The organism is Lysinibacillus sp. FSL L8-0126, from assembly GCF_038630385.1.
Lineage (GTDB): Bacteria > Bacillota > Bacilli > Bacillales_A > Planococcaceae > Lysinibacillus > Lysinibacillus fusiformis_D.
Genome location: NZ_CP152028.1, coordinates 1,279,410 through 1,292,855, shown reverse-complemented (window position 1 = coordinate 1,292,855; position 13,446 = coordinate 1,279,410). Strand labels below are relative to the sequence as shown.

The following is a 13,446-nucleotide window of genomic DNA, read 5'->3' as shown; positions in this document are numbered from 1 at the left end:
GATGAAATGTCTCTTGCTATTTATTTTTTTAGCATAGTAGGTATTTGTGTTAACAGCCATTCTCTAGTTGAGGCATCGCTATCACTTTTTTGAATATCAATTGTGTAAACATGTCCATTTTTCACAGCAGGTAGGTTCTTCCAGATCGAGCTTTCCATCATTTCTTTTGTCGATTGTTTCGCCTCATCATCTACTGGTGTTAGGATGAAAATTCGATCACCAGCATATTCAGGAAGAAGTTCTGTGGAGATTTCAGCAAAGCCTGTTCCATCATCAAGTATTTTTTGTATTTTGTCACCAGGCTTAAGAACGTTTGAATCGTATAAAACTTGAGAAAGTCCAGCACGTGCCATTACAAATAATCGGTCTCCTGGATAATAGGTTAAAACCGATGCCGTTTCATCTGGTTTAACGCTGCCATCAGCTACAAGTGAGTTCCACATTTTATCTGCTTTTTCTGTATAGTCATCTATCCATTGTGCTGCTTCATCTTTTTTATTAAGTATATCGCCTAGCTCTGTCAAACGTTGGTCCAAAGGCGCGAAAGTATCAAGCACTATAGTTGGAGCGATTTTAGAAAGCTGTGAATATGTCTTATCATCAGAAGTACCAATAATGATAAGGTCTGGTTTTAATGACAATGTTTTCTCAACATTAATAGGAAAACCAACGTCCTCTACATCTTTTACACGATCTTCCCAAGCATAATTTGTAATCCAGGAGAAGCCTGCACCAACTGTTTTAATATTCAATGCAAGCAAATCACCGTATCCTTCTCCATGATAAACCACTCTCTGTGGATTTACTGGGATTTCAACCTCATGATCTAAATAATCCTTATACATACGAGTTGTTGCTTCAGTTGTTGTTGTCCCTTTTTTATTTGTCTCTTCATTGCTTGAACCACAAGCAGCCATAAATATCCCCATCAGTAGTAATAGGCTACAAATGAGTATATGTCGATTTAATTTTTTCATGTCTATTCCTCCGTAAATGATAATCATTATCGATATTGATTAGCATAATTTAGTCATTGTCCAAGGACAATGGACAAACAAAAAATGGGTCATTGAGGTTTATCCAAAAAGCGAATGTCTTCTCTTTTAAATGGCAGAAAATAAAATCCGTTTAACCGTATAAGCATCCTTCCATAGGTGGAAAATGGGCCTTTCATTGAACTAAGATGCATGTAATGAAAGGAGTATACAAATGAAAAAATTTTGGGTGTTTGTCTTAACAGGTATGCTATTAATTGTTACAACGACAGGATTTGCACGTATGGCCTATGGCATTATTTTACCGTTTATGCAGGAGGGGTTAAGCCTTACGACCTCTCAGTCTGGTTACTTAGGTACAATGCTGTTTTTAGGCTATTTACTAACTGTTGGACTTTCAGGAGTACTCACAATACGCATTGGTGCAAAAAATGTTCTGTTAGTTGGAGGAGTCTGTGTTGTTTTAGGATTGATGGGTCTAGTTTTCGTCACTAGCTTCTGGGAGGCTGCTATCACACTGTTTTTTGCAGGCGCTGGTAGTGCACTTGTGTATACACCACTACTATCTATAGCCATTAGCCTATACCCTAAGAAACGAGGGACTGTCATGGGACTGTTAATGAGTGGAGCTGGAATTGGGATGCTTTTATCAGGCTTACTCGTCCCTTTTATGCTGCAACAATTTCCTACGTTAGGATGGCGAGGGGCGTGGTTAGTATTTGCGATTTTGACACTGATCGTCATGTTGTTAGCGTTCTGGACGATAAAGCAACCAAATCCTGTTAAGAAGGATACAATACAGGAAAAAACAACAGCATGGCGCAATAAGCAGCTATATATCATTGCAGGTATTTATTTTGCTGTTGGTCTAGTCTATCTTATTCCTAATCTATACCAAACAAGCTATATGAAAAGCCTTGGGCTATCCAATGGACTAGCAGGTTCCATTTATGCCATTGCGGGAATCGTGTCGATTGGAGGCGCTCCATTCTGGGGAATGTTAGCAGATAAAATGGGTGTTAAAAAGGCATTAACAGCGGCTTTACTACTATCGGTTGTCGGCGATTTACTACCAATAGTGTTTGAAAATATTGGAGGGTTTATATTATCCTCTATTATTTGGGGTTCATCACTCGGTGGTGTTCTTGTCTTGATTCAGATGAAGGCAAGCCAGCAAGTGCCACCTCCATATATTGCATCTGCCATCGGATTTATTTCCATTTTTTATGCAGTTGGTCAAATGATGGGGCCTGGTTTAGCAGGTTGGTTAATTGAGCATGTTGGAGGATTTCCAGTTGCTTATGGCTTTGGAGCGATAGTTTTCTTTATATGTATCCTGCTAGCATTTACAATGACTACTGCAACAACAGAAGAATTCTAAATTTCATAGCGGAAAAGATGTACCTTTGCTATACTTTGGTTAATTATTGATAATCATTCTCAATAAAATACTGAGGGATGGTGAACGCTATGAATATCGACTTTCATCAAAATTTCACTCAATTTTTTCATGCATTAGAGATACTAAAACCACAGGAAAATGCAACACAATATATGACATTCCAATCATCGATAAAGGAAGGGGCAATACATCGTTTTATGCCTCGTGCAGATTTAGAGGTGGTTGTATCGGATTATTCATTTCATCAAGAACATCGAATGTATATCTCTACAGCGAAGCCAATGGTGGAAGTTAGCTACTGCTTGCAAGGGACACGTGGCGTTCATATTTCTAATTGTGAATATGAAGTAACGCCAGGAACATGTACTTTGCAATTAATGGAGCAAGTAGAGGCAAATTTTTTATTTAATAAAGATGAGTCTTATCAGATGGTTGGCATCGGTATTCCCGTAACAACTTTTAATCATTACATGGAAAAAATCAATGGCAATGGCGGTGCTACCAAGTTTTCTAAGGTTCTTCAAGGATATCCCTATCGTTTGTTTCAAGAGAAGATAGATTCGCTTGATTTGTTTATGGTAAAACAGCTGCTAGAAGGGATAGCAGCTAATCGGATGACTAATTTGGAGTTAGAAAGCATGGCTTTACAGCTTTTAACGAGAACATTTCAAACCTTTTTCTCTCATCCTACTAATTCAATGGAATTTTCACAGGACGATAGAGCTAAACTATCTCAAGCAAAAGCCATCATGGCAGGAAATATAGTGAATCCTCCTTCACTCATGGAGCTGTCTCGTTTAATTGGCTTAAATGATTATAAGTTGAAAAAAGGATTTAAAGAAATGTATGGCACAACAGTATTTGGCTACTTACGTGAGCAACGATTAGAAAAGGCTTGTTATTTACTACAAAATGGAACAATGAATGTCATGGAAGTGGCAAATGCTGTCGGGTATTCGAATCCAAGTCATTTTGCTGAGGTTTTTAAGGAGAGGTATGGGCTGAGTCCTCGAGAATTTGTAAAATATAGTTCACACTAAAACCCCTCCAGCGTTATGTTGACGCTGGAGGGGTTTTCTTACTTAGCAATGCTATCTACGACATTTTGAATGATTTGCCGATTAGCAATAGCCCCTGAATATAACCAACTTGAATTTTGGTCAAATTCATAAACATGGCCATTTTTAATAGCAGGTATATTTGCTAAGAGTGGATCACTTAATAATTCAGTGCTGCCTGTATGATCACTGTTAATAACAAAAAGATAGTCAGCATCTATTTGTATAAATTTTTCTAAAGAAACCTGTGACCAATCACCAGCAGCAGAGGCTGATACCTCTTTTACTAAGGTTGGTGTTTGTAGTCCGAGATCCTCATAAAGAACAACACCGCTAGAAGCTGTGTCACTTACCATATAAATTGTATTTTTAATATTCCAGATGACAGTGGCAGAAGGGCTTCCAACTTTGTTGTGAATATCTTCTTTAGCTTCTTTAGCAAATTGATCATAATCTGCAAGGACTTTTTTTGCTGTATCTGTTTGACCAAAAATTTCGCCCATTGTTAAGAGCTTATTGCGCCAATTATTATCCTCTGCTCCCATGACATAAGTAGGCGCAATTTTGCTATATTGCTCGTATTTTTCACCTTCAGCAATTTCAGGTGAACCAATTACAATTAAATCCGGATTAAAGCTTGTAACAGCTTCGTAAGGAAGATCAAATTCAATTGTTGGGATGTCTTTTAATGAATCTTGAAGGTAGCCTTGGATAGAGGTACCTCCTTTGACTGACCATTGTGCAACTGGCTTTATGCCCAATGCTACAAGGTGATCTTCTAAATAGGGTGCAATGACATGCTGAGGATTTTTGGGAATGGTCACTGCATGACCGATGGCATCTGTTAAAACTCGATTAGTGCTCTTTTCATTGGTTGTATCGGATGAGGAAGATGGTTGATTTCCACATGCAGCTAATAGGATGGAAATAATAAAAATGCCTATTAACAAGACATTCTGTTTTATATATTTTGTCAAAACGATAAGCCTCCTAATTCAATTGATTTCTATCATGCTATTTCATTATAATGAAAATGATAATCAATATCAATTTGATGTTTAGGAGATAAAACGAAATGAACAAAGATCGTCAGTTACTGTCCCATATTTTTTATCAACCTATTCAAATAGTGACATTACAAGAAATGTTAAATGACAAAGCAGCACATTTCACACATCCTATTATTGTCATCATTTATGAGGGACAAGTAGAGTGCACCCACCAAGGTAAGAAGATTCAGCTTAGTTCAAATTCTGTTATGCTGTTGAACGATACTGACGATTTTCATCTACTTGAAACAGGTGAAAGTAGCGGAATCGTCATTCAATACTGTGCATATGGCTCTAAAACGGATCATTTATTACAAGATGCTATTTTAATTGAACATGGCTCCTATCGGCTCATGAATCTAGCTAAAGAAATAGAAAAGGAAGCGGACGCCCAAGGTAACAATCCGTTTCACTTACAAAAATTATTTGGTGAAATGCTTGAAGTGTTATACAACCATTTACGTGATAATACACAACAACAACTATGGATTGATAAGGTACTTCATTATATCAACCTACATTTTCGTGAAGAATTAACAAGGGAGCAGCTGGCTGAAAATGCACAAGTAAGTCCTGAGCATTTTTCACGTACCTTCCACAAGCATACTGGTCATACATATAGTGAATATTTAACGTTGCTAAGAATACGAGAATCCCAGAAAAAGCTGTTGTTAGCGATGCCGAAATTAGATGATCTTGCCCAGGAGGTTGGCTACCGTGAGGGTACTTATTTAAGTCGGAAATTTAAAGAATTAGTGGGTATGTCACCGACAGTTTATTATCAAAAATCGAAGCGTGTCATTGCGCTTAATACCAATCATACAGCCTGCTTACTTGCTCTAGGCATTACGCCAGTGTTGGGGGTGTATTCTCCATTTCTGGAGGGCATCGAGCCAGTACCCTCTTTGCAGAGGCTTAAAGGCTATGAGTATGCTATTACGTCAAATTATCAGGAGATAACCGCAGCATGTCCAGATGTCATTGTTAACTACAGTGGTGGCAAGGAGAAACAAGCATTACTGTCAGTAGCCCCTGTATTCGAGCTACCATGTAGACAATTGAGTTGGCGAGAGCAATTTGGGCTGATTGCCGATATTGTTGATAGACGAGAAGTGTGTAAGAGCTGGCTTCAGCAATATGATGAACAAATAGCGCATTGTAACTATATTCTTGATCAACAACTTGGGTCAAGAAGGGGTACCGCTATTGTTTGGGAAATAGGTAGTCATCAAGCATATTGTTTAAATAGTAGTCATGGGAGAGGAAGTCATATATTATATGAGGATTTAGGCTTTAGTCGACCAGATGCTATAGTCACGAAAAACATTGAACAAACAGGCTACTTAACAGTAGATATTGAAGATATTGTGTACTTTCCAGCTGATTATATATTCGTTACGGCTCTTCCTACAACCGATTTTGGAAAGGAGTGTCTCTTAACAGTATTGCAGTCAGAAAAATGGCGGTCACTTACGGCAGTGCAAAAGAAGCAGATGTACTTTATGAATCAATATGAATTATTTTATGGCTATGACCCATTATCTACAGTGGCTCAATTACAAAAATTAATGGAAGTACTAACATCATAAAAGTACAAGGGAACAAATCACTTCCATACATAGACAGTTATTTTACTTTCTTCTACAATTATTGAGAATGATTATCAACTAATGTGTATGGAGGGAAAAAATGCTTAGACAAAATAGAAAATTCATAGCACCACTGTTTCTTCTATTACTTCTTTTGTTAACGGCTTGTGGGGAAAATGAAAAAAACACTAGTTCAACTACAGAACAAGATACAAAAGAAGCAGAGACAAAAACGGTCCAGACGACAAATGGCGAAATTGTTATTCCGACTAATCCACAGCGTATCGTAGCAGAGGAATATATTGCTAGTTTGCTTGTATTGGACGTGAAACCAGTGGGAGCTCCTGGGTTGGCTCTTGAAAACTATTATTTAAAGGATGGATTAAAGGATGTAGAAGAAATCGGTGATTATGGAAAACCATCGATTGAAAAAGTTATATCACTCAAACCAGATTTAATTATTACGGGCAATGGGGAAAATTACGATGCCTTAAGTAAAATTGCACCGACAGTTGTCATCCCTTATGGTGAATTAAAGAATGCACATGAAGAGCTTACATATTTTGGTGAATTGCTTGACAAAGAGCAGGAAGCGAAGGATTGGCTCGCACAATACGATCAAAAGATTGCCGATGCAAAAGCACTGGTAGATGCGATTATTCCAGAGGATGCAAGCTTTTCTATTATTGAAGATGCAGGCAAATCTTATTATGCTTATGGCGATAACTTTGGACGTGGTGGACAGCCAGTTTATCAGTCGCTTGGTCGTAAGCCACCCGCTAAAGTAGCAGACGAAATTATGGAAAAGCAGTGGGTTGAAATTTCAAAAGAGGTGCTAGCAGATTATACAGGAGACTACATCATTTTAACTGCAGATGGTCGCACAGTTGAAGATTTTAAAAATGATCCAATATGGGGTAGCCTACCAGCTGTAAAAAACGATCATCTTTATGTTTGGCCTGAGGAACGTTCGTGGTACTATGACCCTACAGCAGTGTTGGCTCAGGTTGAGGAATTAACCAAATGGCTAACGACTAAAAAATAACAGGGTGAGTTGTGCAGATAATTTATTAGTACGATGGTTTATAGCAAGTAAAAAAAGGAAGCAACTTTAGCAATAAAGGTGCTTCTTTTTTGTTGTTTCATTTTAATATATTATTGAGAATGTTTATCATTTATAATATTCACATGAGGTACCATTCTATGCTTTGACTAGAAAGGTGTGAAAACAAACAGTGAACATAGATGACCATATCCTTTTGTGGAAGGCTGCTTCCATTCAATTGTTTGATATTCGTTATACAAGGATGCAAAGTGATGAACAGCTTAGCTCCTATCGTGTGCCAGCAAGCGGTTTTTTGTACGCAATAAAGGGAAAGGCTAAAGTATTATTAGACAGTAAAGCCTATAAGATAGAAAATTTTTATATAGTGCATGTTGGTAAAGGGAGCTGCCTGCATATTAGTGCTGTAGAAGATAGTTTGGAGTACTATTTAATTCTCTACAAAGCGACGTTACCTCTTCCTCATAGAAAAAATTTGCTAGCATTGTGGGAACGTGAAAAACCTTTTCAGCTTCAATATGTTTTTCAAATTTCGAATGCGCTCACATTACAGGAAAAAATCGAAACTATGCACCGAGAGTGGCTCAAACAGGGCAATCTAGCCCATTTTCATGTCAAAGTCCTTTTTTATCAATTCATTTATGAACTTTTGCAGCAATTACATCAACAGCAGGTCATTGTTCAACAGCCGGACCTTGTGGAGCAAATTCAAAATTATATAGAAGAATATTACAATCAACCGATTACACGAGAATCGCTTGCTCAAATGTTGAATTATAGTGTGCCCTATATAGCTAAGCAATTTAAGCAGAAGACGGGTAGAAGTATTATTGATTATCTTATCCAGATAAGAATACAAAAAGCACAGCAGTTATTATTACATACCACTTCGAGCTTGCAGGAGATTGCGTCGAGTGTTGGCTATGAAGATGTCTCTTATTTTATCCGTATCTTTAAAAAGTACAGTGGGCAAACCCCAATGCAATTTAAACAACAGCCAGATAAGCATAAATCGTATCGTCCTATGTATCGGCTTTCTTTGTCTAATGATAAAAAGTGGATACGACATTATATTGATAATGATAATTATTATCAATATAAAGCAAAAGGAGATTTATCGATGAATAAAAAAGCAAAGTCCTCTATGATGGCGACTCTATTGCTATGCTTCACTTTATTGCTTAGTGCATGCTCTGGTACTGCTATCACAGCTTCTAATAATGGAGAAACAAAAGCACCAGCTAATGAGTCAACGGAAGTACAGTCGACAACCAAAATTGTATCCACTGTGAAGGGGGATGTCGAGATTCCTGTTGACCCAGAACGTATCGTAACCGATTATTACCCAGGTTTTTTATTAACTATGGGCATTAAACCAGTTGGAACACAGGAGCTTTATATGAAAAGCCCTTACCTGAAGGAGCATAATGAAGGAATTACTTATTTTGAAGAATCCCTTGAAGCAGTAGTTGATTTGAAGCCCGACCTTATCATTACTGGGGATGATAAGAAATACGAAGCATATGCTAAAATAGCGCCTACAGTTTTAATACCCTTTAATTTAGAAATGGATGCAACATTGGAGGAGTTTAGTAAAATTTTAGATAAAGAAGAAGAAGTGAAGGCTTGGTTAGATGACTATAGTCAAAGGGTAGCAAAAGCGAGACAAACGGTTCAAGATATCATTGGTAAGGATCAAACCGTGACGATTTTTGCTGGTGGAGCAAAAAATAACATAACATTATATGGTAATGGTTATACAGGGCGATCATTTTATGATGGGCTTGGGCTAACTCCACCCGCAAAAGTAGTAGAGGAAATTGATCCTGAAAAGCCGTGGCTGGAATTATCACCTGAATTACTTCCAGATTATGCGGGTGATTATATTTTTGTGGCTGTTGATAAAGCGACAGAAACATATGATTATAAAAACGAACCAGTTTGGAAAACGCTAGATGCTGTGCAAGATGATCAAATTTTTGAAATTGATGGCTGGAGTTTCTGGTTTTCAGATCCTATTTCAATCCTAGGACAAATTGAAGAAGTGACAGAAATGCTAGTACAGCATGCAAAAGCAAAATAAATGGGATTCCATAAAATCACTCAAGCATTGGATGTTTGAGTGATTTTTCTATGTTTCATGCATGATTGTAGAAAAATGTATTGAGAACGATTATCAATTATAATAAACTGGGAGATAGTGATAATTGGAAGGAATGATGTAGGATGCTGCCAAAAGAGGAGTTTTTTTTTCTTTGGAATCATGCAACGATTAAAGTACTCGATATACGATATGAACTATTTAAACCTGAAGAGATTGGGAAATTATATAAATTGCCTGCTAATATGTTTCTTTTTGCCACAGGTGGAGGTGCAGAAATCCAGATCGATTTAACAAACTATACACTAGAGGGCTTTCATCTTATTCACGGTGGAAAAGGCTCCACTTTGCAAATCGTGGCAACAGACAAAGGGTTTGAATACTACATGGTATTTTATCGAGCTTCCATTCCTTTAACCCTTAATAAAATGATAGCAAGAGCCATGCAAAGCAATAATCCTTTCAACTATCAATACAGTCTTATACCTAACTCACCTATTACTATGTTTAAAAAAATACATTATATGTATATAGAATGGGGAAATGCTAATAATCTCAGCAAATTTACCATTAAATCGCTATTCTATCAATTATTAAATGAGATTTTCAAGCAGTTAGAACAAGACAGTATCGACATTCAAAAGCTGAATGTCTCTAATCAAATTAAAGCCTATCTAGAAGAAAATTATGCACAGCCATTGACTTTAGAATCAATTGCGAAGGCATTACGCTATAGTCCATCCCATTTATCCATTCAATTCAAGCAACAAATAGGTTGTAGTCCGATTGAGTATTTAATTCAGCTCCGTATTGAAAAAGCTTCTATTTTGCTTGAGCAGACAAATGCTAGCTTGCGCGATATCGCAATGGGTGTCGGCTATAACGATGTTTATTATTTTAGTAGACTATTCAAAAAGAGAGTAGGCGTTTCCCCCACAAAATTTCGTCAAAGGGAACAGTTGAATCGTCTAGTAAAAGATAGTCCTTCAATGTCTGAAAGATACTCTATTGTCGATTGGAGCTTCCAAGATTATATTGAGAATGGTTATCAATATAATGAAAGGAAGTATGAACCAATGAATAAAAGAGGATTATCAGCTATTGCAACACTCTTTCTATGTCTGACACTTTTATTAAATGCTTGCAGTAGTGGAGCAACAACAAATACTGGAAGCGGGGAAAAACAGGCCTCTACGGCACAAGCAGTCAGCGAATCACAAACAAAAATTGTATCCACTATGAAAGGAGATGTAGAAATACCTGTAAATCCTGAGCGAGTAGTGGTGATGTATTATACAGGTGATGTACTAGCTTTTGATGTGACACCAGTGGGATCCTCTAAAATACAAGAGGGAGCAGCATTTGAGGAAGAATTAAAAACAGTTGAAAGTTTAGGTGAGTGGTTCGAACCAAATGTGGAGGCAGTAATCCAATTAAAACCTGACGTCATCATTATCCCAAGTAAGGATGAGCTGTATGAGCAAATGCAAAAAATTGCACCTACTGTCATGATCGATTTCTCTACATCACTGGATGACCGTTTAACGAAGATTGGTGAAGTATTAGGGAAAGAGAAAGAAGCAAAAGAGCTTTTAGCTAATTTCTATACAAAAGTAGAGAACAGTCAAGAAAAGCTGAAAGAGGCAGGTATTTCAGATAAAACAGTTAGTATTATGGAAGGCGGCAAAGGACAAATGTCCGTAGTGACAAGCTATACCTATGGACGTGGTTCCCAAGCTATTTATGAGTATTTAGGTTTGAAAGCACCTGATATTATTCAAAAGAAAATTGATGACAAAAACAACACGGATGAGGCAATCAATGTCTCTTTAGAAGTACTAACAGATTATGCAGGTGATTTTGTGTTCCGTTCATCCTACGAAGGAATGGTGGATTTAACAGATCACCCAGTTTGGTCTAATATCCCAGCCGTTAAAGAAGGAAGACTGATTGAAATGGATTTTGGTTTTTGTTACTATAACGACATTTATTCATTAACAAAGCAGCTAGATTTCATCGTGGACAACCTAGTAGCTACGACAAAATAGTATAAACATTAGAGAGTGCCCCATAAATATCGTTTATGGGGCTTTTGTCTACAGTCTGGAACAACTAACTTGAATTTAGTTGTTTCTTCTTTCAGAAGCGTCATGCTTATTTTCTTATAATTTGGAATGTGCCAGACGTAGTTGCTTGAACAATATGACGATTTCCATCAACATAGAAGTTAGTATGCAACTTCTCACCTAAATCGTTCCTTTGAATAATGGAAGCATTTTTAGGCAAATTGTTAATAATTAATTCGATGTTTTCCTCGAATTCTATAGGTTTATTATTGAGTGTCATCTTGAATGTAATGTTATTTAATTTTCTTTTAAGCTGAATTTCTATGACACCAGTAGTATCCTTATCCACTAAAGTTGAGAGAGAAGGAATAATTAATGTCATATTAGATTTGGTAGTTAAGATAAATCTTTCTGTGTGAACTCCTGGGTCAGTGACATTTATTTTTGCACTATAATCATTTCTATTTCTAGACATAGCCGTTGTTTTACCAGGCAATGCGACAGTATTGGAAAAATTAGGCTTTGTATTTTCAACTGATTGTGTTGGAAGTTTATATTTACCATTCACAAAATCAATTAAAATAGACACATTTGGAACTATTTGTTGCTGCACGGGTGTTAGCGCCTCAAACGCAGTTTTAACCTTTTGTACATCCTTAATTGTAGATGTTTTAGGTGATAGAGCAGCAATGGCATTTTCTACATCTTTGGCAGCAGCTTTATCCTTTACGACAAGTCGTTCAGCCTCTAATAATAGTTGCTCTGTACCATACGGTAAATAAGCATTTGTAAATTTTCGTAATGCATTATATTCAGCACGTGCTGCCTCAACTTCTTGATGGAAGCTTAAGCGTGAAGAATTTAATAATTGTATTTTCGTTACTACTTTGTCAATTGTCGTATTTGGACTTATATATGATGATAGTATTCTCTGTGTTTCAGCATTAACAAATGTTTTCTGTGCAGCGTTTAAAGAATTGAACCACTCCCTTGTAGCCAAAACATTTTCATAATAATTTACTGCGGTAGGTTCTACAGAAGCTAGTTTTTCTTCAATTTGTGAAGCGAGTTTACGATATAAAATTCTAGTATGTTGATGATTGGAAAGTACGTCATAATTAGTAACATACTGTTTTTCTGTTTCAGTCAAGTTGTTATAAGCTTTGAGAGCCGATTCCAATCTTGTTTGGAATGAGGAATATCGATCATCAATGATTGATATGAGCTGAATAACATTCCAGACATTAGAATTGTAGTAGTAGTTATTATTGTATGTGTAGGCTATTTTTGATGGCTCTGTAACTTCAGCTGCTGATGCTGGTGCACTGTAAAGAAGTGAAGGGATAGCAACTAAAGACAGCAAAGCCAATCTTTTTTTGTTTTTCATACTAAGAGAAGCCTCCTATTTTATTTTTCATGGTAGATGCAGTGGGAATCTATCCAAGATTTGGTGTTAAATCAATTTTATCATAGCCTAGGATCTTTTTATGCATTTTTTAGATGATTAGGTAGATTGGTTATAAAATTTATGTGAGCATCATATAACTTCAGTACCTATAGAGGAAGTTATATTTGTAAAGATAATAGAAATTTAATGGGAAAAACAGGAGATGTTGAGTAGAGAGCATGGTGAGTCAATTGGTTACAATTGATCCCGAAGGTTAAAAATGCATCACTAGGTACTGTTCAAAAGAAGAAAATGAACAATTCATCAAAGTATTATGTTGTAACAGGTACATAAGAAAATCGACAAATCGCTGAAAATATTCATGATGTGATGAAGTATTAATTTGGGTGGTATGTAGACATTGAACAGATTAACAGTAGATAGAGAGCCAAGAAGGGAACGGTTACAAGCAAACTAAGCAGAAAAGAAAATTAAGCAGCTGAACAGTCAAAAGTTACGAATGTGATACATGAAAAATACAAGGATGTTCAGGATTTGTTCAGTACCATGTAGTAAGCTATTTTATGTAATCTTGTCAATGTCTTAAACTGTAAGCAAACCAAGAAAGACTAGGCTTCTTTTGTAAGCCTAGTCTTTTTTGTTCGTGCAATGGATAGGATTTCTGGAAGAGATGAATAGAGCTCATAAAGTGACGGATTCAGCTTCCAAACTGGCG

9 protein-coding genes are annotated in these 13,446 nt (G+C 36.7%); 6 read left to right on the top strand and 3 right to left on the bottom strand.

Annotation, left to right across the window (positions count from 1 at the left end):
* Positions 1–20: 20 nt before the first annotated feature.
* A complete protein-coding gene (locus MHI34_RS06220; protein WP_342504264.1) occupies positions 21–977 on the bottom strand; it encodes an ABC transporter substrate-binding protein in 957 nt (318 codons plus the stop codon).
* 232 nt (positions 978–1,209) lie between these two features.
* Between MHI34_RS06220 and MHI34_RS06215 the strand changes: the two genes are divergently transcribed.
* Both MHI34_RS06215 and MHI34_RS06210 read left to right on the top strand, forming a co-directional pair.
* Positions 1,210–2,376, top strand: a complete 1,167-nt coding sequence (locus MHI34_RS06215) for an MFS transporter (protein ID WP_271912095.1) — start codon at positions 1,210–1,212, stop codon at positions 2,374–2,376.
* Between the two features lie 89 nt (positions 2,377–2,465).
* Positions 2,466–3,437 (top strand): AraC family transcriptional regulator, encoded by a 972-nt coding sequence (locus MHI34_RS06210; RefSeq protein ID WP_036125819.1) that lies wholly within the window; start codon positions 2,466–2,468, stop codon positions 3,435–3,437.
* 38 nt (positions 3,438–3,475) lie between these two features.
* Here the strand turns inward: MHI34_RS06210 and MHI34_RS06205 are convergent, their stop codons facing one another.
* Complete coding sequence (locus MHI34_RS06205) at positions 3,476–4,432, bottom strand: ABC transporter substrate-binding protein (RefSeq protein ID WP_058845289.1); 957 nt, start codon at positions 4,430–4,432, stop codon at positions 3,476–3,478.
* A gap of 98 nt (positions 4,433–4,530) precedes the next feature.
* Here MHI34_RS06205 and MHI34_RS06200 point away from each other — a divergent pair, with 98 nt between their 5' ends.
* The 4 genes from MHI34_RS06200 (at position 4,531) to MHI34_RS06185 (ending at position 11,305) form a co-directional block, all read left to right on the top strand.
* The gene (locus MHI34_RS06200) at positions 4,531–6,093 is read left to right on the top strand and encodes an AraC family transcriptional regulator (RefSeq protein WP_036125824.1); all 1,563 of its coding nucleotides are present in this window, start codon (positions 4,531–4,533) and stop codon (positions 6,091–6,093) included.
* A gap of 100 nt (positions 6,094–6,193) precedes the next feature.
* Positions 6,194–7,138: an ABC transporter substrate-binding protein gene (locus MHI34_RS06195; protein WP_036125827.1), complete on the top strand. Its 945-nt coding sequence runs from the start codon at positions 6,194–6,196 to the stop codon at positions 7,136–7,138.
* Between the two features lie 190 nt (positions 7,139–7,328).
* A complete protein-coding gene (locus MHI34_RS06190; RefSeq protein WP_271912098.1) occupies positions 7,329–9,239 on the top strand; it encodes an AraC family transcriptional regulator in 1,911 nt (636 codons plus the stop codon).
* Between the two features lie 143 nt (positions 9,240–9,382).
* Positions 9,383–11,305: an AraC family transcriptional regulator gene (locus MHI34_RS06185; RefSeq protein WP_342504263.1), complete on the top strand. Its 1,923-nt coding sequence runs from the start codon at positions 9,383–9,385 to the stop codon at positions 11,303–11,305.
* 106 nt (positions 11,306–11,411) lie between these two features.
* Here MHI34_RS06185 and MHI34_RS06180 read toward each other — a convergent pair whose 3' ends face one another.
* Positions 11,412–12,710: a hypothetical protein gene (locus MHI34_RS06180; RefSeq protein ID WP_342504262.1), complete on the bottom strand. Its 1,299-nt coding sequence runs from the start codon at positions 12,708–12,710 to the stop codon at positions 11,412–11,414.
* Positions 12,711–13,446: the final 736 nt, after the last annotated feature.